This window comes from Streptococcus dentiloxodontae (assembly GCF_053206925.1).
On sequence record NZ_JBRUHR010000004.1, the window covers coordinates 24,819 to 51,524 of the forward strand.

A 26,706-nucleotide genomic window follows, 5' to 3' on the forward strand; every position below is an offset into this window, starting at 1 on the left:
TATATCCTATTTTTATTTAGAAAGCAATTATCAATGTTAAAAACAAAATAAAAAACACGACTAAGATCGTGTTTGAAAAATTGGTTTTGCTTTAACGGAGTGTGGCAAAAATAGTTTGAACTTCTTCGACAGTATTGGCACGAGAAACCTGACCGCGAACTTTTGCAGCACCAGCTGTTCCTCTCAGATAATGCGGTGCCAAGCCTCGAAATTCACGAACAGCAATCACTTCACCCTTGAGCTCTACCAAACGTTTAAGATGTTCTTCTGCGATAGCCATTTTTTTATCAAATGAAAGCTCAGGTAACTCCTCTCCCGTCTCAAAGAAATAGTTAATTTGGGTAAAAAGATAGGGATTATTCATGGCTGCGCGGCCAATCATAACTGCATCTGCCCCGACTTCTTCAATCATGTATTTAGCGTCTTGGACGCTGCGAATATCGCCATTGCCAATAAAAGGTATCTTGGTAAGGGCTTTTGATACACGCGCCAATGTTTCATGGTCACAAGTCCCAGTATACATTTGTTCACGTGTCCGTCCGTGCAGGGCTAGCGCAGCGACACCTGCAGACTCGGCAGCAAGAGCATTCTCAACCGCCAGCGAATTATCTGACCAACCTGTACGCATTTTAACCGTCAGGGGAATATCAAGAACAGAGGTAACTTCCTTGATAATCTGATAAATGTTATCAGGGTTCTTGAGCCATTTGGCACCAGCTTCATTTTTCACAACTTTATTGACAGGACAGCCCATATTGATGTCAACAATGTCTGCTTTGGTATTGTTCTGAATAAAATCTGCTGCACGTTTGAGACCGTCAGCATCACCACCGAAAAGCTGAATGGACATAGGATGCTCATCCTCATCAATATGCAGCATATGAAGAGTCTTTTCGTTATTGTAAAGAAGGCCTTTTTCAGAAATCATCTCCATGACAACAAGCCCAGCCCCAAACTCTTTGGCAATCGTACGAAAAGCAGAATTAGTCACTCCTGCCATGGGCGCCAATACTGTCCGATGAGGTATCACAATATCACCAATCACAAAAGAAGAGTTAAGTTTAGTCATTGATGAGTGCCTCCAAATCTGCTTCGGTAAATGTATACTTGGTGCCGCAGAACTGACAAATGATTTCAGCTCCATGGTCTTCATCTTTCATCGTTTTCAGCTCTGTCTTATCAAGCGTCTGCAGAGCCGCTTCAAAGCGTTCTTGAGAACAATCACAGGCAAAGCTGAGCGTTTCTTCTGAGAGAATTTTATAGGGTTCTTCACCATAGATGGCAGAAAGCAGAGCATTGATATGGTCATCAGACTCAAGCAAGGTTGAAATAGCAGGCATATTTTGAATGCGTTGCTCATAGCGGGCAATTTCTTCTTCGCTTGCTTCTGGCAGTACCTGCAGCATGAAGCCGCCAGCCACCTTAACCTTGTCCTTCTCATCAAGCAGGACATTAAGCCCAACAGCAGACGGGGTCTGTTCGGATTCTGTCAAATAATAAGCAAAATCCTCGCCGATTTCTCCTGTAATGAGCGGAGTGGTTGAGGTATAAGGTGTCCCCGTTCCATAGTCAACAATGACTACAAAATGGCCATCCCCCATCAAAGGCCCAACCAGCACTTCTCCAGTTGCTGTCCTTTTAATGTCAACACCAGAGTTTTGAATATAGCCTTTAACATGTCCATCAGTGTCAGCCACCGAAATAATATGTCCCAAGGAAGAGTTGCCGATAACTTTAACCGTTACCTTACTGTCACCTTTTTGATTGGCCACAAGCATCTGATTGGCAATCAATGTACGGCCTAATGCGACTGTCGAAGACGATAGACTGTTATGCTTTTTTTGAGCAAGGCTAACCGTCTCTGTACTATCTAATACATAAGCACGAAAAGCCCCAGATTCTGAAATTGATTTAATAAGTTTATCCATAGTTTAATAATGAATGTAGTAATATTTCTAAGTTAGCTAAGAAAATGCCAAATACGGTTTTATCGTGAACGGCTTTGCCTAAAGTAATCGCTTCAACCATACTGCGAATTAACCTTGTCTTGTATACAGACTGTCTTTTAACCAACAGACCCTTCCATTTCATAGGCGATGAGGCGGTTGAGCTCGACAGCGTATTCCATAGGAAGTTCCTTAGTGAACGGTTCCACAAAGCCCATAACGATCATCTCTGTGGCCTCTTGTTCAGTGAGACCGCGGCTCATGAGGTAATAGAGCTGTTCTTCTGAGATTTTCGAAACCTTGGCTTCGTGTTCAAGTGCCACTTGCGAATTGTGAATCTCATTGAAGGGAATGGTGTCTGATTTTGAAATGTCGTCCATTAAGATGGTATCACATTCAATGTGACTGACAGATTTTTTCGAGTTTTTATTGAATGTTACCTGTCCGCGGTAATCTACTTTACCACCATTTCTAGCGATAGATTTGGATACAATTGACGATGAAGTATGCGGTGCGTTGTGGATCATCTTAGCACCAGTGTCTTGATGCTGCCCACTATTTGCAAAAGCAATAGACAGCATTGTCCCGCGTGCGCCTTCTCCATCAAGAAAGACTGAGGGATACTTCATGGTAACTTCTGCGCCTAGATTGCCATCAATCCATTCAACCGTGGCATCTTTTTTAGCAGTTGCACGCTTGGTTACTAGATTATATACATTATCCGACCAGTTTTGGATAGTTGAATAACGCATGTAGGCGCCATCTAAGGCGAAGATTTCAACGATGGCAGCGTGCAGGCTGGCTGTTGAATAGGTCGGCGCCGTACAGCCTTCCACATAGTGAACGCTAGCACCTTCATCAACAATGATAAGCGTCCGTTCAAACTGGGCTGTTGCTTCGTTATTCATCCGGAAGTAAGTCTGAAGCGGTATATCTACCTTAACGCCTTTTGGAACATAGATAAAGGTTCCGCCAGACCAGAAAGCCGAGTTGAGCGCAGCCAGCTTATTATCCGTCGGCGGCACCAATTTTGAAAAGTACTGCTTGAAAAGCTCTGGATGCTCCCTGAGAGCCGAGTCGGTATCGGTAAAGATAATGCCAAGCTTGTCGTACTCTTCTTTCATGTTATGGTAGACCACTTCGGATTCGTATTGAGCAGAAGCTCCGGCCAAATAGGCGCGCTCAGCTTCCGGAATCCCGATACGTTCAAAGGTTTCCTTTATTTTCTCAGGAACATCTTCCCAAGTACGGGCAGCCTTATCAGAAGCTTTCTGATAGTAGGTCAAATCATCAAAATTAATACCCGATAAATCCGGACCCCATTCCTGCATAGGCATTTTGTTAAAGGTTTTAAGGGATTTTAGACGAAATTCCAACATCCACTCAGGTTCGCCCTTTTCAGCTGACATAGCACGAACGACATCTTCGCTGATTCCTTTTTCAGTTGTGAAGACAGGTGTCACATCATCATGAAAACCATATTTATACTCACCAAGATCAATTGGTTTTGGTTCTATTTTTTCTTCAGTCATACTTAAGATATAAGGGGCAACAAGCAAATAAAACAGCGAATCCTCCGAAACTGCTGAGAAATTCAACTACCTTGTCACGTTGCTCCTTATTCGCTTTCCTTTCTGTTTCTTATCTATTGAAAGTTTAATATAGTAATGTATTTTTCCTTATTCCTTGATGGCTTACCAACAAGCCAACCTTGCTAGAATTTCTGATCTCGCAACAGCACTAGCTGCCGTAAGATTTTTCATCTTTCAATCCGCATTCTCACTGCGTTCGATTGCTTTTTTTAAAGCATTCCAAGCCAGGGTTGCACATTTGATACGCTGCGGAAACTTTGAAACTCCTGCTAAAAGTTTTGCTTCGCCTAGTTCAGCCTGCTTCTCATCTATCTGTCCTTGAACCATATGTGAGAAAATCTCTGCCAATTCCAAAGCCTCAGCTTTGCTTTTTCCGATAACAGCATCTGTCATCATACTTGAAGATGCTGTAGAAATAGCACAGCCGTCTCCTGCAAAAGCAATATCAGAGATAACATCACCATCAAACTTGACAGAAAGATTTATCACATCACCGCAGGTCGGATTGTTGAGCTGCAACTGTTCTGCATCAGGCAAAACACCCTGATGATGGGGACTTTGGGAATGATCCGCAACTACAGCCATGTAAAGACTATCTAATCTAGAAAGTGCCACTGAAAAACTCCTTTGTTTTGATAATGGCTTCGACAAGTTTGTCGCAGTCTTCTTTGGTATTGTAAAGGTAAAAGCTGGCGCGGGCAGCCGAATGAATGCCCAGATGATTGATTAAGGGCTGTGCACAGTGATGGCCAGCACGCACAGCTACGCCTTCATAATCAAGAGCCGTCGCCACATCATGCGGATGCAGCCCGTCAATATTAAAGGCAATAACACCCGTATGCTGGCTGGGTTTCTGCGGACCGTAAACAGTCAAGCCATCAATAGCCTGCAGTTTAGGCAAGACATAAGACACTAATTCCTGCTCATAAGCATGAATCGCGTCCATCCCAAGCTCTGTCAGGTAATCAAGGGCTGCGCCTAAGGCAATAGCTCCTGCAATATTTGGCGTCCCTGCTTCAAACTTCCAGGGCAGCTCCTTCCAAGTCGCCTCCTGCTCATAAACAAAATCAATCATTTCGCCGCCAAATTCGACAGGTTTCATAAGACTGAGGAGTTCTTCCTTACCATAAAGGACACCGATTCCGGTCGGCGCCAGCATTTTATGGCCTGATAAGGTAAAGAAATCGCAGTCCAAGCCCTGTACATCAACAGCCATATGAGGAGCTGACTGGGCACCGTCAACCACCATATAAGCACCGTGCTGGTGAGCCAGCTCGGCAATTTCTTTGACAGGATTGACACAGCCTAGAACATTGGATACATGAGCCAGACTGACAAACTTAGTCTTATCTGACAGCTTGCTGCGCAAATCCTCCATGTCCAAAGCGCCGTCCTTGAGATAAGCGTAAACCAGCCTGGCTCCAGTTTTGTGACAAGCCTCCTGCCAAGGGATAAGATTGGAATGATGCTCCATGATGGAAATGAGAACTTCATCTCCGGGCTGCAGAATTTGCTCGGCAAATTTTCCAACCCAGTTAAGCCCCGTTGTTGTCCCCCGTGTAAAGAGAACTTCTTTAACGGACTTGGCATTGATAAAACTGCGAACCTTTTCGCGGCTGGCCTCATACTTGGCCGTCGCCCGCTCAGCCAGAGTGTGCACCCCGCGGTGGACATTGGCATTATCCGTCTGGTAATAGGCTATCAGTGCATCCAGAACAGCCTGCGGTTTTTGAGTTGTCGCCGCGTTGTCCAGATAAACCAAGGGTTCGTCATTGACCGTTTGATGAAGAATATCAAAGTCCTGACGGATTTTCTTAATATCTAACAAATGATTCTCCTTTCACGGCAGTTGGAAAAGGGGTTATTTTTTCTTTTTAGGAGCCGGCAATTCTTCATACATCGCCTTAAAAAGTGCGGTTAAACGTGCAGCATCGTCAGTATCATCAACCAACAGCATATCTTTAGCACCAGCATATGGCTCATCGTAAACAGCTTCCGGCAGATAGGATAAGGCAGACGGCACCGGCTTAACCAGCAGACGATTATCATAAATTCCGCCAATAATTTTGCCCTTGTAATAAAGAATATACTCCCCCATCATAGCACGATAGTTAAGTTCTTCCAGCTCCGATAGCTGTTCCAAAATGTTATTCAGGTAATGTTTACTCGAAACCAAGACCTGACCCTTTCCTTTATCTTCAGCGCTTATCCAGTTTTCTGTCTAGGACGGCAATCATCTCATTGCGAACCTCTTTAACAGGAATTTCCGTGATGACAGTGCCTAAGAAGCCTCGTATAACCAGACGTTCTGCTGTTTCCTTGTCCAGACCGCGGCTCATAAGATAATACATATCCTCTGGATCAACCTGTCCGATAGAGGCGGCATGCCCTGCCGTTACCTCATTTTCATCAATAAGAAGGATAGGATTGGCATCCGAACGCGCCTTATCTGATAGCATCAAAACACGGCTTTCCTGCTGAGCATCAGCTCCCTTAGCTCCTTTGACAATATGGCCAATACCATTAAAAGTAAGTGTCCCACGCTCAAGAATAACACCATGCTGTAAAATATGACCAACTGAGTTGTTTCCATAATTCGTAACACGGGTATCAATTCCTTGAATTTGACGGCCAGAGGAAGCACCGACAACCTTGATTTCAGCATGACTGCCATTGCCGATAAGATCACTGTCAAAATCAGCAATGACATTGCCTTCGTTCATAACTCCAAGCGCCCAGTCAATAGAGGCATCCTGTCCAACACGACCACGACGGCTTATGTAAGTCGTGACATTCTCACCCAGACGATCAATAGCGGCAAATTTCACCTGAGCTCCTGCTTGAGCAATGACTTCAACAGAGATATTAGCGCTGGCTTTTTCCGAACCATCACCAATAGTTTCAAACCGTTCAAGATAGCTGACTCTGCTATTTTTACCAGCTACGATGAGGATATGTTTGTTAAATGGCACAGCTGAAGTGCTGTCTTGGTAGAAAAAACCTTGAATAGGCTGATCAATTTCAACATTATCAGGAATATAAAGTACTGCTGCGCTGTTGAAATAAGCATAGTTATAAGCCGCGAGCTTGTCTTCATCATAAGCGACAGCTTTGCCCCAAAAAGCCTCAACGACTTCTGGAATATCTTCCAAAGCAGAAGACAAATCCGTAAAGACAAGCCCTTGCCTGAGCAAATCCGCTGGCAGCTGCTCCAGAACCGTATTTGTCCCCAACTGAATTAATTTAGGACCTTCACCTAAGGCTGTAAAATCAGGTACATTGCCTGTTGCTTCATTTTCAGAAATTTCGCCGTCTCCCAAATTCCAACGGTGAAATTTCACACGCTCAACATTTGGCAAATCAAGCTCTGCTATCTTACCAAAAGCGGCTTGACGGTGCTCTAAAAGCCAAGCTGGTTCTGCTTTTGCTTGTGAAAAAGCAATAATATTTTCTTTTGACATTTAGTTACTCCTTTTCTGCGAGTTCTGAGTAACTCTCTTAAACTTCTTCGCTGTACTCGTAACCGAGCTCTTCTGCGATTTTAGCATATCCTTCCTTCTCAAGACGGGCAGCAAGTTCTGCACCGCCTGAAAGCACAACCTTGCCGTCCATCATAACATGAACAACATCCGGTGTGATGTAATTAAGCAGGCGTTGGTAATGGGTGATAATCATAGCACCGAAACCTTCGCCGCGCATAGCATTGACACCCTTAGAGACGACACGCAGAGCATCAATATCAAGCCCTGAGTCAATTTCATCAAGCAGGGCAAATTTAGGCTCAAGCATCAGAAGTTGCAAAATTTCATTGCGTTTCTTCTCACCGCCTGAAAAACCTTCATTGAGGTAACGTTCTGCCATCTCTTCTTTCATCCCCAGCAGTTCCATCTTTTCATCCAATTTAGTAATGAAATCAAGAACAGAAATTTTTTCGTCATCCTCCTTGCCAGCATTCATAGCTGCGCGGATAAATTCTGCATTGGTAATGCCAGGGATCTCAGAAGGATACTGCATTGCCAGAAAGAGACCCAAACGAGCACGCTCATCAACTTCCAGTTCAAGAAGATTTTCACCATCAAAAAGAATCTCACCTTCTGTCACTTCATAGTTGGGATTCCCCATAATAGCTGCCGAGAGAGTTGACTTCCCAGTTCCATTAGGCCCCATAATAGCTGCAATTTCGCCCGTTTTAAGCGTCAGATTAAGACCTTTTAAAATTTCCTTATCTTCAATAGAAACATGAAGATTTTTTATTTCAAGTACAGACATTGTACACTCCTTTTTATTTGATATAGCTGGGATTACAATCCCGATGAGTTAACTTGTTAGTTTTTTTTTGAAAATAGCAGAGCCTTTTCAGAGCTGATTTGGCAGACAAAATAGGTCACCAAACACTTATTTAGAATCATTATAACAAAAAAGCCGAATGAAGGCTTTTCTGATGATTACTTTTTCTTCTTACGATTCTTCCAGTTCAGCAATTTTGCCTGACGGTAATCACTATTGCCGATAAATTTAAGCAGTTTAAAGAGCGGTGTCCGTCCCACACCCCAAATCTCCAGTCCTTCAATCAAGATTTCCAGACCCAAGGATAAACCAATTAAAAGTAAAATAGCTCCCAAGCGGCTGGACACATTGAGCAAAAGCGCAATCAGCGAGAACAAAACTGCAATAGCATAAACCACCAAAACTGCACCGCGGTGAGTAAATCCCATAGCCAAAAGCCTATGATGCAGATGCATCTTGTCGGCCTCCATAGCAGGGCGCCCAGACAATTTTCGCCGAACAATGGCTACCACTGTGTCAACAATAGGCACCCCTAGAATAATAACCGGTGACAAAATGGCAACAGCGGTAGCATTTTTCAAACCTTGAAGAGATAAAACTCCGATCATAAAGCCAATAAAAAGAGCTCCCGTATCTCCAAGGTAAATGATGGCTGGGTGGTAATTATAAGGGAAAAAACCAGCAATAGAGGCTACCAAAACAAAAATAGTCAAGGTCAGAAAAATATCAGTGTCAAAGAGGAAGAAGTAAGAAATCAGCCCCATAGTTACCAGAGAAATAATAGACACACCGCCAACAAGACCGTCTAAACCATCAATTAGATTGATAGCGTTGGTAATCGCGACAATCCAGAGAACTGTCAAAACAAAAGTCACAAAAGGACTAAAATGCAGCATCGGCCCGCCAAAAGGCAGTTTAAAACTATCAAATCGAAAATCCGTAAAATACCAGACAATAACAGCACCCGCTATAATACCAGCCAGCTTGGTCAAGGGCTTAATTTCATAAATATCATCAATCAGGCCTGTCAAGGCAACGAGGACACCGCCAAAAACAACTGGTAAGATATAGAGAAAATAAGAAACTCCCCAAATCTCCTGCTTAACAACCAGAGGCATAAAAATCAAACTGGAAATCATAAAGGAGATTAAGATCGCCAGCCCACCAGCACTAGGCATAGGCACTTTGTTAATCCGGCGAGCATTGGGATTATCCACGGCACCCACGCGGAAAGCAAAAAAACGAACCAACGGTGTCATAAGTACCGAGATAAACAATGCTCCAATTAAGACAAAAATATATTCGATGGTAAAGGGCATGCTTAGCTCCATTCCACTGATTGCAGACGAGATAAAGCATCATCTTCTAACAAAACAACTGCATGCTCTTTCAAGTAAGCACGTGTCTTATCAGCAAGCTTTGCATGTTCCATAAAACGCGCAAATACAGTGTCAGTATAATAGTTAGGCTTATCTTTCAAATTTAAAAGCACTGTCATATAGTAACGGTCGTTCATCTTGAAAAGCTCAGAACTTTCCGAAGCAATATCAAAGCCTTTACTAAAAGTCAGTACCTGAGAAAAGTCATCAAAGCCCAGAACGTAGTGAACATATTTCTTACTTTTCTTATTCTGATGCTGCGGATGCGGCTGATAAGCCTCACTGTCTTCCTGCAAGTCCTCTTCTAAAGCATCCTCAATGTTTTTTAGCTTTTCATGGGCAGCAGAATCTCCTTTTTCCATAAGATTCTTTTCCAAAGCTTTAAAGAATTCCTCAGGTGAGAGATTGGCATATTCTTCCATGTCCGTCAAATCACTGAAATCCAAATCCTTATTGAGGTCAGATTTGGTAACAAAAACATCTACACGATCCTTTCGCGGTGTCACACGAAAGCTCAACATACCGCTATTTTTAAAATTATCCGGCAGATCCAACTCATCCATGACAGCATAGAAAAATTCCTCAGTCTTCTCCTGCGGGACAAGAAAGTCCTTCAGCTCCATCCCGCGCTCTTCTAAATCTTCCATACTTATCATAATTTTCAAAGTCGTATCGCTAATTTGTTTCATTTCCATATGTTAAAACCTCGCACGAGTAATCACTTTATTATACTAGAAAAGCCCCTAGATAGCAATTTCTAAGAGTTTTTATTTATTGGAAAAATAGCAAAGCAGAACCCCCAGCCTCTAGGCTTTTTGACAAAACAGCCAATCATTTTGAACAGCTTTCATCAAAAATTTAAAAACATTGACAAAATCTAAATAGATACATAATAAATTAAAAGAATCGAATAAAGCCAGTTCAACAGTAAGTCTGTCAAAGGCAAATAATACCTGCATCAATTCAGATGTTGTCAAATTGAAGTCATCGCCTCGACGACATTAAAACATAAAAGCACTTAAAAAGCAATCAGCACCAGCATCCTAACGAGAAACAGGGCAGATTGCTTTTTGTATATTTTCTGGTCAACCCCACTGAATTAGAGCACCGCCTTGAACAAGCCATAGATAAGCACAATAGTCCCCAAAACGATGCGGTATTTCCCAAAGACGGTAAAATCATGTTTTTTGACATAATCTGTCAAGAAACGAATAGCGTAGAGGCTGACGAAGAAAGCCGTTAGACTGGCTGTAATTAAGAGGGCTGCCTGACCAAAATCCAGCGTGTTGCCATCAACAAAATATTTTACAGCTTTGAGTCCGCTATAGCCAAACATAGTTGGAATCGCTAGGAAAAACGTAAAGTCAGCAGCGACGCTCCGACTGGTACCCAAAATAATCGCACCTAAAATAGTTGCACCCGAACGGCTGGTTCCAGGCACAATGCTTAGAACCTGAAAGCAGCCAATTAGGAAAGCTGTTTTATAAGACATGCGGACCAAGTCTGTCACCTGAGGCTCAATATTTTGATGACGGTTTTCAATCCAAATAAAAGCAACCCCGTAAAAAATCAAGGCAAAAGCAATGGGAATTGGAAAATTAAAATGAGCGTCAAACCAATCATCTAAAGGCACTGCAATGATGATTGAAGGGAGGCAGGCAATAGCCACCTTTAACCACAGCTGCCAAGTAATCTGTACCTCACGCGCTGTTTTTCCGGGCTGAAAGGGATTGAGCCGTTCAAAATAAATAACAATAACAGCCAAAATAGCTCCTAGCTGGATAACAATATTAAACATATCCATGAAGGTTTTGTTTTGACTAAGCTTGATAAATTCCTGCACCAAAATCAAATGACCGGTGCTGGAAATTGGCAGCCATTCGGTAATGCCTTCAATAATTCCTAGAAAAATGGCTTTGAGTAATTCAATAATAAACATAGTGTCTCCTTACATAGCTCTTTCATTATAACAAAAAACTAAAAAGATTAGAAGCTGCCCCGATATACTATTTTTAAGCTGACTATATTGTCATTCCTGCAAGTTTCCTGTAGAATATAAAGGCATGTATGAAAGAACATGACTAGATTTTATATGGAGAAAATTCACAATGAAAAAGCTATTGCTTGCTTGTTTTGCAGCTGTCCTGCTTCTTTTTGGGGGTCTAACAGCTCAAGCAGACGATTATTTACGTGTCGGAATGGAGGCGGCTTATGCCCCCTTCAACTGGACTCAGGACAATAACGCAAACGGCGCCGTTCAGATAGAAGGAACCAATCAATACGCCAATGGTTACGATGTCCAAATTGCCAAAAAGATTGCCAAAGGCATGAATAAAGAGCTCTTAGTCGTTAAAACGTCATGGACAGGGCTGATTCCAGCTCTTACCTCTGGAAAGATTGACATGATTGTCGCAGGCATGAGCCCAACCGAAGAGCGCAAACAGCAAATTGCTTTTTCGGATAGTTATTACACATCAAATCCCGTGATTGTTGTACAAGCTGATGGCAAGTATGCTGACGCAACCAGCCTAGATGATTTCTCTGGAGCCAAGCTAACTGCCCAGCAGGGTGTTTACCATTATGATCTCATCGATCAAATTGACGGCGCAACAAAAGAAACAGCCATGGGCGATTTCAATCAGATGCGTCAGGCACTGTCATCAGGTATCATTGATGGTTATATTTCCGAACGTCCTGAGGCTACTTCAGCCATGACAGCCAGTTCTGATTTTAAAATGATTGCTTTTGAAGATGGCAAAGGTTTTAAAACAGAAGAATCTGATACATCGATTGCTGTAGGGCTGCGTAAAGACGATACAGGAACATTGACTCAGGTCAATGCTATTTTAGCCACTATCAGCGAAGATGACCGATTGGCGCTTATGGACAAAATGGTCGCCGCACAGCCATTGGATACAGAAAATGATAGTCAAACTACTGGCTTCTTTGGTCAAATGTGGATTATTCTTTCTAAAAACTGGCAGCAGTTTCTCCGCGGAACTGGAATGACGCTTCTGATTTCCATTGTCGGAACAATTGTAGGTACCATTATCGGGCTTCTAATTGGTGTTTACCGTACAGCACCAAAAGCGGCAAATCCTTTGCTTGCTCTTTTGCAAAAACTTTTAGGCTGGGTGCTTAATATTTATATTGAAATTTTCCGTGGAACACCAATGATCGTGCAGGCTATGGTTATTTATTATGGAACGGCACAAGCTTTTGGTATTTCTGTGGATCGTACACTGGCAGCGCTATTTATCGTATCAATCAATACAGGCGCTTATATGAGCGAAATCGTCCGCGGTGGCATCTTCGCTGTTGATAAGGGACAGTTCGAGGCGGCAACAGCTTTAGGATTTACCCATGGACAAACGATGCGCAAAATTGTTATCCCGCAGGTTGTCCGCAATATCCTGCCTGCCACAGGCAATGAATTTGTCATCAACATCAAAGACACTTCTGTTCTTAACGTTATTTCTGTAGTGGAACTTTATTTCTCAGGAAATACCGTTGCCACACAAACCTATCAATACTTCCAAACTTTCTTTGTCATTGCAGCTATCTATTTCATCCTGACTTTCACAGTGACGCGTATCCTGCGCTATGTTGAGCGCCGCTTTGACCAAGACAATTATACTCAAGGAGGAGCCCATTAATGACTGATACGATTTTAGAAATCAAACATTTGAAAAAATCTTTTGGACAAAATGAGGTCCTTAAAGATATTTCACTTGATGTCAAAAAAGGAGAGGTGATTTCCATTATCGGATCATCTGGTTCTGGAAAATCGACTTTTCTTCGCTCTATCAACCTTCTGGAGGAACCGTCTGGCGGTGATATCCTCTTTCACGGGCAGAATGTTTTAGAAAAAGGTTATAATTTAACAGCCTATCGTGAAAAACTGGGAATGGTGTTTCAGTCTTTTAACCTTTTTGAAAACCTCAATGTACTAGAAAATGCCATTGTCCCTCAAACAACGGTTCTTAAACGTTCCCGTACAGAAGCTGCAGCCATCGCCAAAAGCAACCTCGAAAAGGTAGGGCTGGGCGAACAATACTGGAAAGCCAAACCTAATCAACTCTCAGGTGGACAGAAACAGCGTGTTGCAATCGCCCGCGCACTTTCTGTTAATCCAGAAGCCATTCTTTTTGACGAACCAACCTCAGCCCTTGATCCAGAAATGGTAGGCGAAGTATTAAAAACCATACAAGATCTGGCCAAATCAGGCTTAACCATGATTATCGTGACTCATGAAATGGAATTTGCCAAAGAGGTATCCGATCGTGTCATTTTCATGGATCAGGGAGTCATTGCTGAACAAGGAAGTCCCACACAGCTCTTTGAGCATCCAAAAGAAGAACGGACGCGGGTATTCCTCAAGCGCTTTCTTGGATGATAACTTTTTTAAAACCTAAAAGCCAGCAGGTAAGAACTTCTGCTGGCTTTTACTGATCGATTTTAACAGGAATTTCTCTTATCTTGCTTTTAAAGCTGATAAAACTTGAGTCCTAATATCTTCAATGCCATCAGGTGAGGACGGCAAAAAGATTGATGAGCTGCCACTCTCGGCAAATTTATTGAGTGAATCCATATATTGGTTGGTTAATAAAATAGACATGATTTGGTCTTCGTGAAGCTCACTATTGGCCTCTTTCAATTCTCTGAGAGATTCTGCCAAACCATCTACAATAGCTTTACGCTGCTGGGCAATACCCACACCATGCAAGCGATCTTTTTCAGCCTCGGCTTCCGCAGCCGTAACGATTTTAATCTTATCAGCTTCAGCTAACTCTTGAGCAGCTACACGTTTACGCTGTGCTGCATTGATTTCATTCATAGACTGTTTAACTTCAGCGTCTGGCTCAACTCTGGTAATCAACGTTTTCACGATAATATACCCATAAGTTGACATTTCTTCTGCTACCTGATGCTGTACTTCCAAGGCAATTTCATCTTTTTTCTCGAATAATTCATCCAGCGTCAGCTTGGGCACAGATGACCGAAGAGCATCTTCAATATAAGATTTAATTTGTGCTTCTGGTTTCATCAGTTTATAGTAAGCATCAATAACATTTTGTTCGTTGACACGATATTGAGTGGCTACATTTAAGGTTACAAAGACATTATCCTTAGTTTTCGTTTCAACGACGATTTCACTTTGCAAAAGACGAAGCTGAATACGCGCAGCAATTTTATCAATACCAAAAGGCAGACGCACATGAATACCACTGGTAGAAGTCTTTTGATAACGGCCAAAACGTTCAATAATAGCTACTGACTGCTGACGAACCACATAAAGCGTTGAAAGCAAAACTGTACCCGCAATGATAATCAGAATTACAAAATAAATCAAAACATATGCCATTTCTATTCTCCCTATGTATGAACTTTTTAATACATTATAGCATTCATATTTATGCTGTCAAGAATTAGGCAATGGTCTCACTAAAAAAATAATTTATTAAAACAGCTTTCTTTTTTGATATAATATTATTTCCAAAAAGATGATGAAGGGCAGGGCACAGATGCGTAAAATAGTAACAGAACTTGGGTTAAGTCTGGTATCCTTTTTGATGTCCTATTATGTGTATATGGCTTATCTGCAAAAATATGTCAGGTATATCGCCAGATATGGTTTCAAATTTGAACTGATGTTAAATACTGTTATCATCATTTTTATGGCCTATTTTATCTATAATATTTTCAAGGCAGTGCTGACAAGACATATTAATCGCAGAACCTTAATTTTGATTTATTGCATCTATTTTTCTGGACTCTTTTATGTTCTTTTCTTAAAAAATATTGGTGTGCAGGGCTTCTCTCTTAATCCCTTATCCTTTGCAAACGAGATATACTGGGGAAGCCGCTTTGTGCCTGTCATGAATTTTTTGATGTTCATCCCAACAGGTCTGCTTTTTCGCAGCTCTATCGAAAATATTTTGCTGTCGCTGATTGCCCTATTTTTTATAGAATCCGCTCAATATTTCTTTCATTTGGGGATTTTCGACCTAGGCGATATTGTCCTAAATATAGGCGGCATCCTTCTAGGCACCGCTATTGCTCAAATTCCTCTTATCCAAAAACTTAAAAAAACAATGATAAAATAAAAGACCCTCTTAAAGAAGGTCTTTTTAAGACTAAGCCGGTAAATTAACGGCGAAGGCCAAGTGATTGAATCAAATCACGGTAGCGGTTTACGTCCGTACGGCGAAGATAAGCCAAAAGGTTACGGCGATGACCGATTTTCTTCATCAAACCACGGTAAGTTGCGTGATCCTTTTTATGTTGTTTGATGTGTTCGTTGAGGTGGTTGATTTCCCAAGTAAGAACAGCAACCTGTACTTCTACTGAACCAGTGTCACCTTCGTGACGTGCGTATTGAGCGATAATTTCATTTTTTTTCTCTTTTGAAATTGCCATGTTTTTCTCCTTTTCTTGCTCTATCCGAGTCTCAGGTTTTGGCAAATCCTGAAACCAAGAAAGAGTTGGTCTGTCTTTACGACCCTATTATTTTAGCTTATCCCTCAACCTTTGTCAAATCTTTTACTTTTAATGAAAAATAGCAGAGCTAAACTTAGTATTTTGCAGCTGACAGAAAAAATATCACCTTTTAGCCCTTGTTCTTTCTCTGTTGATTGATTTGTGGTATAGTTATAGTAGTTGATTACGTTTAAAGGAGTTATTAATGGACGCACAAACTAAGATTATACGCGCCAGTCATCAAATTGACATGAATGATATTATCCGTGAAGGAAATCCAACGCTTCGTGCAGTTGCCAAAGAGGTCTCTTTGCCTTTATCTAATCAGGATGTTATTTTAGGTGAAAAAATGCTCCAATTCCTTAAAAACTCTCAGGATCCTGTGACTGCTGAAAAAATGGATTTGCGTGGTGGTGTTGGCTTAGCCGCACCGCAGTTAGATATTTCAAAACGGGTCATTGCTGTTTTAATACCTAATCCTGAGGATGAAGAGGGCAATCCACCAGACGAAGCCTACAGCCTACAGGAAGTCATGTATAATCCCCGAATCATATCTCATGCCATTCAAGAAGCGGCATTAGCTGACGGGGAAGGCTGCTTATCTGTTGATCGAGTGGTAGAGGGTTATGTTGTCCGTAATTCCCGTGTTACGGTCGAATATTTCAACAAGGAAGGGGAAAAACAAAAAATTAAACTGCGCGGCTACAATGCCATTGTCGTTCAGCATGAAATTGACCATATTAACGGCATTATGTTTTATGACCGCATCAACAAAGACAATCCTTTTGCCATCAAAGAAGGAATGCTCATTATCGAATAAACGGCAAAGGCCAGTCGCACACCGCCTATTGGGAACAAAAGGCAGGTTACGATCGACCTTTTTTATTTTTTAAAAGAAGCTTTAAGAAGAAAAGGAGCAGCCAATGTTGATAAAATAATGGCAACCACTAAAATGGAGTAGACTGTTTTATCCACCAAATGCTGAGCATAGCCTATCTGCGCAACAATTAAAGCCATTTCTCCGCGGGAAACCATTCCAGAGCCAATGGACAGACTAGCAGATAAATCAAAACCGCAAAGTTTAGCAGCTAGCCCGCATCCGACCAGTTTAGTGAGTATAGCCACAAGTAGAAAAACAAGGATAATAGGCCAAGTTTCTCCCAAAACGGCCAGAGTTAATTCCAACCCAATACTAGCGAAAAACAAAGGAATGAAAAAGGCATAACCCAATCCCGATAATTTATTTTCGACAATAGCGCGCGTTTCTTTATTGGTCTGTCCGACAGCTACACCTGCAAAAAAGGTGCCGATAACATCACTCAAACCAACCTGTTTTGCCAGCTCTGCCATTACCAAAAATAAAATCACTGCACCAAGAGTCCGTCCCGCATAAATAGGAAGACGTTCAAAAAAGTGCATGTAAGGAACGACAAGATAACGAGTCAAAACCAGTATGAAAGCCATAAAAAGAAGCTGAAGTACCAAGGAAAGCCATAAAGCTCCTGTTGCTGAACCAGATGATGTAAAAGCAGAGATGAAAAAACTAAGAATCAAAACAGCTAAGATATCATCCACCACGGCAGCACCCAAAATCGTTGCACCCTCTTTTGATTTTAGTTTTCCGTATTCCTGTAAGACACCAACTGTAATAGAGACACTGGTAGCCGAAAAAACAATACCAATAAAGAGCGACTCTAAACTATTATACCAGAATTGAGAAGTATAATAGAAAACTGTGATTGGGACAATAACACCCATAACAGCCACTAAAACAGAAGGTTTGATATAACGTTTTAGCAAATCTAAATCACTTTCAAGTCCTGCTAAAAACATCAGAACCAGTACACCAATCTCCGCTAAAAAATGCAGCGTTTCACTCTCGTGAATCCAATTTAACAGGGCTGGTCCAAGAATTATTCCTACCAGAAGCTGACCAACAACGGCTGGTAATTGCAAACGCTTGAAAAGAGCCCCTATCAAAGTCGACAGCCCCAAAATTAATGCAATCATTCCATATTCCGACATACTTATCCTCCGAGTCTGTCTTTATCTCAGTATAACGAAAATATTAGTAATTCTCAATAGACTTTAAAAACAAAAAAAGCCCTCAGGCTTTTTCATTTTACCTAAAACAATCAAACCAGCATATTATAAAGGCTTTCATTTCCATGAAGGTTGATATAACCTGGATCGAAAGTAGATAACCGTTCAAGCAAGGCAACATAATCCTCCTTATCGCCCAAGGCTATCCCAATTAAAACTGGACCGGTTCCTTTATTAGCTCTTTTAATATACTCAAAACGTGTAATATCATCATTTGGCCCCAAAATATCGTTAACGAATTCGCGCAGAGCTCCTGGACGCTGCGGAAAATTAATGACAAAATAATGCTTAATACCATCATAAATAAGGGCACGTTCTTCCATTTCCGGCATGCGGTTGATATCATTATTCCCACCCGAAATGATACAAACAATAGTCTTACCCTTTATTTCATCTTTGAGAACTTCAAGAGCGGCTACAGAAGCGGCACCCGCAGGTTCTGCGATTGTTCCGACCTTAGAATACATATCAATGACTGTTTCAGAGATTAACCCCTCATCAACACCAATTAAGCGATCAACATTTCTGCGAGCCACCTCATAAGTTTTGTCCCCAACCTTTTGAACAGCAATTCCATCTGCAAATTTGTCAATTGTCTCTAATTTCACAGGATAACCACGGTCAAATGCAGCACGCATGCTGCGTGCACCGCTAGCCTCAACTCCAACAACCATCATTTCTGGTGCAACATCCTTAATATAAGTCGACACACCCGCAATCAAGCCGCCGCCGCCAACGGGAACCAAAATGCTGTCAAAGGAGACGCCTTCTTCTTGAGCCTGCTCATAAATTTCATAAGCGACAGTTCCCTGCCCCGCCTGAACGTTAAAATCATCAAAAGGATCAATAAAAGTCATTCCTTCTGCTTTGGTGAATTCCTGAGCAGCTTGTGCCGAAGCATCAAACGTATCTCCAACCAGCTTTATAGTTACAAACTGCCCGCCAAAAAAACGAACCTGACCAATTTTTTGCTGAGGTGTCGTTACTGGCATAAAGATAGTTGCAGGGATCTTCATCTCATTACAGGTGTAAGCCACCCCTTGAGCATGGTTACCAGCCGAAGCACAAACAACTCCGCGCGCTTTTTCATCATCAGATAATTGATGAATAGCATAATAAGCTCCACGCAATTTAAAAGAACGCACTTTTTGCATATTTTCTTTTTTAATATAGATAGTTGCCCCATACTTCTCAGACATGTAACGGTCAAATTCAAGCGGCGTCCGCTCCACCACATTTTTCAAAACATCATTGGCCTTAATGACATCATTTGCAGTAATCATAGGATCTCCTTTGCCACAATTTTCAGATTATTTCTATTGTATCATATTTTTTTGAAAAATAGCAGAGCAATAAACAAGAGAATCCCCTTGAATCAAAGGTTCAAGGAGAGATTCTTCTTTTATGAGGGACGATTCACAACAGCTTGAAACATATTTCTCAAGGAATTAATGATAGCTGCAATAATCACAGGAATGAGGGCAGAGATGGCAGCAAATCCGCCAGCATCTTTATCCTTTTCTTCCTCAGAATTATCTTTGTTCTTAGTTACTGACTTCTGTGTCTCTTCTTCAACAGAGGTATCTTTAGAAATATCCTTTTGCGGCTGAACTCGGGACTCTTGGTTTTCCTCATTAGTAGTTTCACCAAGATTATTGTCATTGTTTTCTATAATCAAGATATTATCTTGATTTTGCGATTCTCGAGGAACTACTGGAGTCTCTCCTGTTGGGATATCACTGCCAATTGGAGCCATCGGAGTAGAATCTTCAGCTGACGGTATCGGATCCTCAACTGATGGGGTTGATGGAACCTCTTCTGTTGGTGCTGGTTCTTCGACCACTGGACTTGTTGGTGCTTCGTCCGTTGGGGCTGGATCCTCAACCACTGGAGTTGTTGGTGCTTCGTCTGTTGGAGCCGGGTCTTCAGCTACTGGACTCGTTGGAGTTTCAGCCGTTGGTGCTGGTTCTTCGTCCACTGGAGCTGTTGGAACTTCGTCCGTTGGAGTCGGGTCTTCAGCTACTGGACTCGTTGGAGTTTCAGCCGTTGGAGCCGGATCTTCAACTGCTGGAGTCGTTGGAGTTTCAGCTGTTGGTTCCGGATCTTCGACCACTGGACTTGTTGGGGTTTCAGTCGTTGGGGCTGGTTCCTCAACCACTGGACTCGCTGGTACCTGAACTGTTTCAGCCACTTTATCATCTGGTAAATCATTTTCACGAATATAAATCATATCCCAGAGCGCAAGTGTTGGTACTGAAATAGAAAGAACCGGAGTATCACCCTCCATAGATACAGAAGCTTTAAGTTTTGTCATTTCTGACTTAGACCATTCATCTGGCGATGTCAGGTAAACTTGTTTGGCAATTTTTTCTGCTTCTTCCTGACTGCGGCCAGTCAAGCTGTAACGTACGGTTAAATCTTTCTGAACAGATGGTTTTTTAGAATCATAAGATCCCGCTTCATTTTTCCAGTCACTGCTGATTCCCATAAGATTAATCAAATGAATTGTACTGAAATTTTGACCAGATTTTGCAAAAGTCCAAACCTGGTCTCCTGAAACGCCCTGACTGTCTTTAGACAAGAGTCCGTTTGCTCCATAAGTTGAAACAGAATTACTACTGTTACGCACATCACTGCCACGCAGTAGATTTTCATACCCTGTGATAAACTGCTGATAGTTATAAAATCTTTGAATGTCATCATCTGATACACTCAAATATTGTGTAGGATAGTAAGCACTTTGCAAAACGTTTGCATTCGTCTTGCTATTGGCCAAAGCAGCCATAGACATATGATAGCCGCCTGATGCCGCCACAACAGCATCAACCAAAAGGGCAGCCTCAGCTTGAAGATTTTTTCCATCTAAGGCATCCTGACCCGAAGCATTGGTAGCGGCTCCGCCAGCAACGGTATAATCAATCCCTGGTTCTTCCATATAAGCTGCAACAACCAACGATTTACCCGTTAACCTGTAGGCTTCATCTACCCGTGCCTTAAGGTCACCATAAGTCGTCTGCTTACGTGTATTATCTAATAGCGAACTTCCGTTCGTCCATAACTCATTGTAAACAATATCTTGCTTGGCTTGAGTCATCTTAAAAGTATTCTCACCATTAACATCATTAATGGTAACATAATAGTCATTACCTAAGAGTTCCTTCATTGCATTAATGAAGTCACTGTAAGTATCTGACATTCTCTTGTGTTCGCCAGAGCCAATCTTGTCATAAGAGGTAACATCATTGTCTCCAATTGTATCACCTTGCCAACCATCAAATCCTCCACGTTTCATCGCTTCACGCATTGCTTGAGCGATGTAATTTTGCCAGGATTTATTTGATGGATCATAATAAATTTGAAGAGGTTTATCATTGATAGAGTAAGTCATAACTTGACCTGACTTACCAAAATTGTCGTAGTAGTTATAAGCCATGGCATCTGCTGAAAGAAGTGGGTTGTTCACATTTGAATCAGCAGAAATCATATTGTACAGCATGGCAACAGCACCGCTATCATGAACCGAATTAACGAGTTCTTTAACAGCAGCAGTATCAACATAGGTATTACTCCACGTGTTCCAATCCTGTTTGAAATTTTCTACATCTGGGAAAGGATCGGTTGGAGTATTGTAGACATCATAAAAGAAATACGAGTTAATATTCATGGCCTTTAATAAAGCCAATTCAGCATTATAATCATCCATATTTGATGACAGAACACTGTTTTCACTTGTTGGAGAACCCGCAATAACTCCGTAACGCGGGAAGACTGTCCAATTATCCTCAACTGACAAGCCAACACGTTTCGTGGCTAAGGCAGTATCTGAACCATCTTTTAGAGTTAGAGTAACAATGTAACCCGTATTATTACTTAACCAACTGCTTGGAACAACAAGTTCAGTATTTGATAACGTATATTTTTCACCGGCTTCTAAATAATGACTAGTGGAGAGATTGCCAATATCTCTATCGGCTTGCCTGAGATTCAGTCCTACTGTCATGTTTTGAGCCTGCTGGCTATTATTAGCAATGGTAACCTGATAAGCTACATTCTCACCAGCCTTATAACTGGCTTTATCTGTCGTGGGATCCGACATATTTCGATTGCTATCAGTGTTGTTATTTGAAAATGTAGAATTTGCGGAAGCTCCGCTAGAAGGTGCAAAAGCATTCTGGTTGCCGCTTGTGTCATTTGATGATATAGGAACCGTATCAGAACCAACATCAGTATCTGCATTAGAAGGCGGCGGAGACTCCGAACTTATCGGACTTAAAGCATCTGATTGAGTACCTCCCGACACCTCTGAAGCAGCGTCCGATACAGTTGCGGCAGGTGCAGCAGAAGTCTCTGTACTTAATGAAGTTGTCTCTGTACTTGTAAATGTTTCTCCACTTGTAACCGATGTAGGCTGTTGTGTTGAATATTCTTGATACTCTTCGGCTGAAGCACTGTTTCCCAGTGTCCAAACAGCACCTAGAAAAACAAAAACTGCTACTAAAGTTTTTAACAGTAAAGAAGTTATTTTAGACATCTTCTTGGTTCCCTTCTCAATCATATCTTTTTCAATAATTCCATATAAAGAATTATCTTTTTTAATCTTTTATAATGATATACTAATTTTGTTCTAGTTTCAATATGTTTTTGAAAAAAACGTGAAAATAGTTGTTTTTTTACAATTTCATTTATAAGCAAATCCTTTGTCACATATGAGTTAGGGTCGGTTTTGATTAGCTTTAACTTTTTTAGTGTTGAAATATTTTTTAATGTCTTGTAACCTTTTTAATCGCATATTTTTTGTACCTGTGCATTAACACTATTTTAATAAATAGTATTTAAATACTTAGTTGTTTGGTAAAAAATTCTAGCAGATTATCAAGTTAAAACAGCCGCCAAAGTTTTGATTGGCTTTTATGATAACTTTAGTCTCGATAGCAATCCCGCAAAAAAGAAAACAATCATTTACTTCTAAATTAATCATCGAAAAAGATTGCCAGCTCCTTCATGTAGAATAGGAACACTTGGAGCTTTACTTGACCTTCTCAATATTCTTTGATAGACTCTTAAAAGAGTTATTGAAAGGATTTACCATGAAAGAATTTTACAGCAATCTCTTGCGGCTTATCGTCTATGTGCTTTTCTTGATAAATAGCATTGCTAAAACCTTTACTACAGGGCCTGTCTATTATGTTCTCTTCACAGTGACTATCATTTGTATTTTATGGGATATTTTCCTTGCTATCAAAAAATGGCGTTATAAAAATGAGAATTGAGATAAAAGAAGGTGTTCAGTGCATGTTCTTTTCGTGAGTTAAAAGATTAAAAAGCGAATCATGACTTGCTAAAAAGCTCAATTTGCAGTCCACCTTTGTATAGTTCAAAACTTTTAAGGTTGGCAATAAAGATTTGCTGAGCAAGTATCAAAAAGCATCCAATGAACGGCGCAGAAAAAGCTTTAAGTTCCCAAAGTTAACAGAGCTTCTCTCAGTCACTGTACTTTGTATATCAGAATTTGTAAAAAAAAAAGAGTTTGGAACTGTTTTTTGTTCCAAACTCTTTTTTTATTTATTTTTAGTGTCCAAGATAATTGTTACAGGACCATCATTTTGAAGGCTCACTTGCATATCTGCACCAAAGATACCCGTTTGCACAGGCGTAATTTTAGCTAGTTCACTATTAAAATCATTAAATAACTGACTGGCCATCTTTGGCTGAGCAGCTCCTGTAAAGGCTGGACGATTGCCTTTTTTCGTTTCAGCAAAAAGTGTAAATTGAGAAACAGACAAAATTTGCCCATGAATATCTTGCACAGACAAATTCATTTTCCCATCTTTATCCGAAAAAATACGCATATTCGTAATTTTACGCACAGCATAGGCTAAATCTTCTAATGTATCTTCGGGGGCAACACCGACAAGCAGCAATAATCCCTGATTAATAGCGCCAGCAATTTCTCCATTAACAGAAACAGATGCACTGGATACACGCTGAATAACAATCTTCATAAAAACCCTTCTTGTAATCTGTTCTTTTAGCCATTCGTCCGCTTAACACTATAAACATCTGGAATAACCTTGATTTTGTCAACAAGATTCGTTAATTCAACAAGGTTAGCAATATTGAAACTGACATGGATATTGGCAAATTTCATATCCTTGCTTGGCTGAGCATTAACAGAAGCGATACTTTTAGTCGTATTAGACAAAATTTGTAAGACGTCATTAAGCAAGCCTGATCGATTAAGCCCGTAAATATCAATTTCAGCCAGATAGTCTTTATTGGAGTTGGCATTATCCCATTCGACGTCTATCAAACGCTGCTCATAGCCTTCCTGACTTTTGATATTGTGACAGTCTGCGCGGTGAATAGCTACACCACGCCCTTTAGTAATGTAACCTTCAATCTCATCTCCTGGCACTGGATTACAGCATTTGGCAATACGCATCAAAAGACCAGAGGCACCCTGAATAATAACACCATTTTCACTTTTAACCTTAAGTGCATCTTTCTTACTAGTTTTGACTTCCCCGCCATTTAATAATTCATCAGCTTCTGCTTTAGCTTTAGCACGTTCTTCTTCACGGCGTTCTTTTTCAGTTAATCTATTGAAAACCGAAGCTGCGCTGAGTTCACCAAAACCAACTGCAGCATAAAGAGCTTCTTCACTGCGGACACTGAGACGCGGTAAAATATCCTCAATATGTTTTTTATCAAGATATTTATTGGCAACATAGCCCTGTTCTTGAAAATAATCAACTAAGAGTTCACGTCCCTTACTGATAGAGGCTTCTTTGTCTTGGTTTTTAAAAAATTGGCGAATTTTATTGCGAGCCTTAGTGGTCTTAACCATCTTAATCCAGTCTCGGCTTGGCCCAAACGAATTGGGGTTGGTCACAATTTCAACAACATCGCCTGTTTTTAATTTGGCCGTCAAAGGTACCATACGCCCATTAACCTTGGCACCTGTCGCTTTTTCACCAACCTGTGTATGAATAGCATAGGCAAAATCAATCGGCCCAGATTCTTTTGGCAATTCTTGAACAGCACCTGTCGGTGTAAACACATAAATCCGCTCCGAAAAAATGTCTTCTTTAACAGAGTCCACAAAGTTTTTAGCATTGCCATTGGAAGCATCCTGCAGCTCAACAAGATCTTTGATCCAATTCATTCCGATGGCAGACTCCTTACTGTCTACCTTACCCTTTATCCCCTTTTTATAAGCCCAGTGAGCTGCAACCCCGTATTCAGCAACTTGATGCATTTCCTGAGTACGGATTTGAATTTCGATAGGTCCTTTAGGTCCATAAACTGTGGTGTGAATTGATTGATAGCCATTAGCCTTTGGATTGGCAATATAATCTTTAAAACGGCCAGGCATCGGACGCCAGAGTTCATGAATATAGCCCAGCATGGCATAAACATCACTCTGTGTCTCCATAATACAGCGAATAGCAATCAAATCATAAATCTGATCAAAACGCTTTTTCTTGTCACGCATCTTACGATAAATGGAATAGATATGCTTAGGGCGGCCATAGACCTCCCCAGACAGACCTTGTTCTTCACTGTAAGCCTTAATTTTATCCACAATCTTATCCACAAGTTCTTCACGCTCTCGGCGCTTTTCAGTCATCATGTGGGAAATTTTATAAAATTCGACCTCGTTAAGGTAACGAAAAGCCAAATCTTCCAATTCCCATTTAATGCGGCTAATCCCCAATCGATGAGCCAAAGGCGCATAGATTTCCATGGTTTCCCGTGAAATGCGCTGCTGTTTATCGGGACGTAGATGCTTGAGAGTTCGCATATTGTGCAGACGATCCGCTAACTTAACTAAAATAACACGAATATCCCGTGACATAGCCATAAGCATCTTGCGGTGATTTTCAGCCAACTGCTCCTCATGAGATTTGTATTCGACCTTACCAAGCTTAGTCACGCCATCCACAATATTGCGGACATCTACTCCAAAGGCTTCTTCCAAGTCATCTAAACTATAAGCAGTATCTTCTACCACATCATGTAAAAAGCCGCAAGATACCGTTACAGCATCTAAATGCAAGCCAGCTAAAATACCTGCAACCTGAATAGGATGAATAATATAAGGCTCTCCAGATTGTCGTGCTTGCTGAGCATGAGCTTTTGTCGCAAATTGCAGAGCTTCATCTACAAAGGCCACATCAGATTCAGCCATATAGTCCGAACAGATTTTTAAAACATCTTCTCCTGTCAAATTGGGATTTTTAGCCATAGCATATTTCCTTTGAATTTATAGTTAAGCTCTATTTTATCACTTTTAAGGCAAATTCTAAAGGTTTTGAGAATCTTTCTCATGATTTTCTTGAGTACTTGAAAGGCACTAGATATTGTGCTAGAATCTTATCAAAATAGCAGATTTAGTATCATTGGAATTTAGCTCCGCTATTTTCAATAAAGAAAAGAGGATAATAATGTCTCAACTAACTCTTATCTATATCAGTCTCAGCGGAAATACACAAAGTTTTGTAAGACGGCTGAGTGACTATCTATCCTTTAATCATAGCGTAAAAACGCGTCAAATCAATGTTAAAGACCTTAATCATGAAACATTTCGTATTGAAGAAAATTTTGTAGCCTTTCTGCCCACCTACTTAGAAGGCGGAAATGGTATTGATTCAGGCGATGTAGAGATCTTAACCAACCCGCTGGGAGATTTTATCGCTAGCCATGACAACTACACTCGCTGCTTTGGTATTATTGGTTCTGGCAATCGTAATTTTAACAACCAGTATTGCTTAACCGCAAAACAGTACAGTGAACGTTTTGGCTTTCCTATGTTAGGAGACTTTGAACTCAGAGGAACAAATGCCGACATTGAACGACTGGCAGCTGTAATTTTAGAGGAAAAAAGAAAATTTGAGGAAAAATAAGATAATTCTATCG

24 protein-coding genes are annotated in these 26,706 nt (G+C 41.0%); 6 read left to right on the plus strand and 18 right to left on the minus strand.

All coding sequences use genetic code 11. The features are described from left to right. Positions 1–91 precede the first annotated feature (91 nt). The 11 genes from dusB to ACVRZ8_RS03705 all read right to left on the minus strand — a co-directional run bounded on the left by dusB (position 92) and on the right by ACVRZ8_RS03705 (position 11,143). Positions 92–1,069: a tRNA dihydrouridine synthase DusB gene (dusB, locus tag ACVRZ8_RS03655; protein WP_447447964.1), complete on the minus strand. Its 978-nt coding sequence runs from the start codon at positions 1,067–1,069 to the stop codon at positions 92–94. Further along, positions 1,062–1,928, minus strand: coding sequence for an Hsp33 family molecular chaperone HslO (gene hslO, locus ACVRZ8_RS03660; RefSeq protein WP_447447965.1), 867 nt, complete (start codon positions 1,926–1,928; stop codon positions 1,062–1,064). Before hslO ends, dusB begins: the two co-directional genes overlap by 8 nt. A gap of 137 nt (positions 1,929–2,065) precedes the next feature. Then, positions 2,066–3,478, minus strand: coding sequence for a Fe-S cluster assembly protein SufB (sufB, locus tag ACVRZ8_RS03665; RefSeq protein ID WP_447447966.1), 1,413 nt, complete (start codon positions 3,476–3,478; stop codon positions 2,066–2,068). A 234-nt stretch (positions 3,479–3,712) separates the two neighbouring features. Continuing rightward, positions 3,713–4,153: a Fe-S cluster assembly sulfur transfer protein SufU gene (sufU, locus tag ACVRZ8_RS03670; protein ID WP_447447967.1), complete on the minus strand. Its 441-nt coding sequence runs from the start codon at positions 4,151–4,153 to the stop codon at positions 3,713–3,715. Then, on the minus strand, positions 4,140–5,366 hold the full coding sequence (locus ACVRZ8_RS03675; RefSeq protein ID WP_447447968.1) for a cysteine desulfurase: 1,227 nt from the start codon (positions 5,364–5,366) through the stop codon (positions 4,140–4,142). The genes sufU and ACVRZ8_RS03675 overlap by 14 nt, the downstream gene beginning before the upstream one ends. 33 nt (positions 5,367–5,399) lie before the next feature. Beyond that, positions 5,400–5,714 carry a TfoX/Sxy family protein gene (locus ACVRZ8_RS03680; RefSeq protein ID WP_447447969.1) on the minus strand — a complete coding sequence of 105 codons (315 nt, stop codon included), beginning with the start codon at positions 5,712–5,714 and terminating at the stop codon, positions 5,400–5,402. Positions 5,715–5,736: 22 nt separating this feature from the next. Continuing rightward, positions 5,737–6,999 carry a Fe-S cluster assembly protein SufD gene (gene sufD / locus ACVRZ8_RS03685; protein ID WP_447447970.1) on the minus strand — a complete coding sequence of 421 codons (1,263 nt, stop codon included), beginning with the start codon at positions 6,997–6,999 and terminating at the stop codon, positions 5,737–5,739. Positions 7,000–7,036: 37 nt separating this feature from the next. Further along, positions 7,037–7,807, minus strand: a complete 771-nt coding sequence (gene sufC / locus ACVRZ8_RS03690) for a Fe-S cluster assembly ATPase SufC (RefSeq protein WP_447447971.1) — start codon at positions 7,805–7,807, stop codon at positions 7,037–7,039. 176 nt (positions 7,808–7,983) lie between these two features. Beyond that, positions 7,984–9,144 carry a glycosyltransferase family 4 protein gene (locus ACVRZ8_RS03695; RefSeq protein WP_447447972.1) on the minus strand — a complete coding sequence of 387 codons (1,161 nt, stop codon included), beginning with the start codon at positions 9,142–9,144 and terminating at the stop codon, positions 7,984–7,986. Positions 9,145–9,146: 2 nt separating this feature from the next. Beyond that, positions 9,147–9,899, minus strand: coding sequence for an adaptor protein MecA (gene mecA / locus ACVRZ8_RS03700; protein WP_447447973.1), 753 nt, complete (start codon positions 9,897–9,899; stop codon positions 9,147–9,149). A gap of 404 nt (positions 9,900–10,303) precedes the next feature. Then, a complete protein-coding gene (locus tag ACVRZ8_RS03705; RefSeq protein ID WP_447447974.1) occupies positions 10,304–11,143 on the minus strand; it encodes an undecaprenyl-diphosphate phosphatase in 840 nt (279 codons plus the stop codon). Between the two features lie 169 nt (positions 11,144–11,312). Here ACVRZ8_RS03705 and ACVRZ8_RS03710 point away from each other — a divergent pair, with 169 nt between their 5' ends. Together ACVRZ8_RS03710 and ACVRZ8_RS03715 are read left to right on the plus strand one after the other, a co-directional pair. Further along, positions 11,313–12,860 carry an ABC transporter permease subunit gene (locus tag ACVRZ8_RS03710; protein WP_447447975.1) on the plus strand — a complete coding sequence of 516 codons (1,548 nt, stop codon included), beginning with the start codon at positions 11,313–11,315 and terminating at the stop codon, positions 12,858–12,860. After that, positions 12,860–13,600: an amino acid ABC transporter ATP-binding protein gene (locus ACVRZ8_RS03715; protein ID WP_447447976.1), complete on the plus strand. Its 741-nt coding sequence runs from the start codon at positions 12,860–12,862 to the stop codon at positions 13,598–13,600. The genes ACVRZ8_RS03710 and ACVRZ8_RS03715 overlap by 1 nt, the downstream gene beginning before the upstream one ends. A 78-nt stretch (positions 13,601–13,678) precedes the next feature. On the opposite strand, the gene ACVRZ8_RS03720 is transcribed toward ACVRZ8_RS03715, so the two are convergent. After that, positions 13,679–14,569 carry an SPFH domain-containing protein gene (locus ACVRZ8_RS03720; RefSeq protein WP_447447977.1) on the minus strand — a complete coding sequence of 297 codons (891 nt, stop codon included), beginning with the start codon at positions 14,567–14,569 and terminating at the stop codon, positions 13,679–13,681. Between the two features lie 160 nt (positions 14,570–14,729). On the opposite strand from ACVRZ8_RS03720, the gene ACVRZ8_RS03725 reads away from it, so the two are divergent. After that, positions 14,730–15,311, plus strand: coding sequence for a VanZ family protein (locus ACVRZ8_RS03725; protein WP_447447978.1), 582 nt, complete (start codon positions 14,730–14,732; stop codon positions 15,309–15,311). 43 nt (positions 15,312–15,354) lie between these two features. Here the strand turns inward: ACVRZ8_RS03725 and rpsO are convergent, their stop codons facing one another. Beyond that, the gene (gene rpsO, locus ACVRZ8_RS03730; RefSeq protein WP_447447979.1) at positions 15,355–15,624 is read right to left on the minus strand and encodes a 30S ribosomal protein S15; all 270 of its coding nucleotides are present in this window, start codon (positions 15,622–15,624) and stop codon (positions 15,355–15,357) included. Between the two features lie 265 nt (positions 15,625–15,889). Between rpsO and def the strand changes: the two genes are divergently transcribed. Beyond that, a complete protein-coding gene (def, locus tag ACVRZ8_RS03735; RefSeq protein ID WP_447447980.1) occupies positions 15,890–16,504 on the plus strand; it encodes a peptide deformylase in 615 nt (204 codons plus the stop codon). Between the two features lie 62 nt (positions 16,505–16,566). Here the strand turns inward: def and ACVRZ8_RS03740 are convergent, their stop codons facing one another. The 3 genes from ACVRZ8_RS03740 to ACVRZ8_RS03750 form a co-directional block, all read right to left on the minus strand. Continuing rightward, positions 16,567–17,709, minus strand: coding sequence for a cation:proton antiporter (locus ACVRZ8_RS03740; RefSeq protein WP_447447981.1), 1,143 nt, complete (start codon positions 17,707–17,709; stop codon positions 16,567–16,569). 110 nt (positions 17,710–17,819) lie between these two features. Then, complete coding sequence (gene ilvA, locus ACVRZ8_RS03745; RefSeq protein ID WP_447447982.1) at positions 17,820–19,070, minus strand: threonine ammonia-lyase IlvA; 1,251 nt, start codon at positions 19,068–19,070, stop codon at positions 17,820–17,822. Positions 19,071–19,189: 119 nt separating this feature from the next. Further along, positions 19,190–22,342: a glycoside hydrolase family 66 protein gene (locus ACVRZ8_RS03750; RefSeq protein ID WP_447447983.1), complete on the minus strand. Its 3,153-nt coding sequence runs from the start codon at positions 22,340–22,342 to the stop codon at positions 19,190–19,192. 532 nt (positions 22,343–22,874) lie between these two features. Between ACVRZ8_RS03750 and ACVRZ8_RS03755 the strand changes: the two genes are divergently transcribed. Further along, positions 22,875–23,057, plus strand: coding sequence for a hypothetical protein (locus ACVRZ8_RS03755; RefSeq protein ID WP_447447984.1), 183 nt, complete (start codon positions 22,875–22,877; stop codon positions 23,055–23,057). A gap of 288 nt (positions 23,058–23,345) precedes the next feature. Here ACVRZ8_RS03755 and dtd read toward each other — a convergent pair whose 3' ends face one another. Both dtd and ACVRZ8_RS03765 read right to left on the minus strand, forming a co-directional pair. Further along, a complete protein-coding gene (gene dtd, locus ACVRZ8_RS03760; protein WP_447447985.1) occupies positions 23,346–23,789 on the minus strand; it encodes a D-aminoacyl-tRNA deacylase in 444 nt (147 codons plus the stop codon). A gap of 26 nt (positions 23,790–23,815) precedes the next feature. Next, complete coding sequence (locus ACVRZ8_RS03765) at positions 23,816–26,035, minus strand: RelA/SpoT family protein (RefSeq protein WP_447447986.1); 2,220 nt, start codon at positions 26,033–26,035, stop codon at positions 23,816–23,818. 199 nt (positions 26,036–26,234) lie between these two features. On the opposite strand from ACVRZ8_RS03765, the gene nrdI reads away from it, so the two are divergent. Next, positions 26,235–26,693 carry a class Ib ribonucleoside-diphosphate reductase assembly flavoprotein NrdI gene (gene nrdI / locus ACVRZ8_RS03770; protein ID WP_447447987.1) on the plus strand — a complete coding sequence of 153 codons (459 nt, stop codon included), beginning with the start codon at positions 26,235–26,237 and terminating at the stop codon, positions 26,691–26,693. Positions 26,694–26,706: the final 13 nt, after the last annotated feature.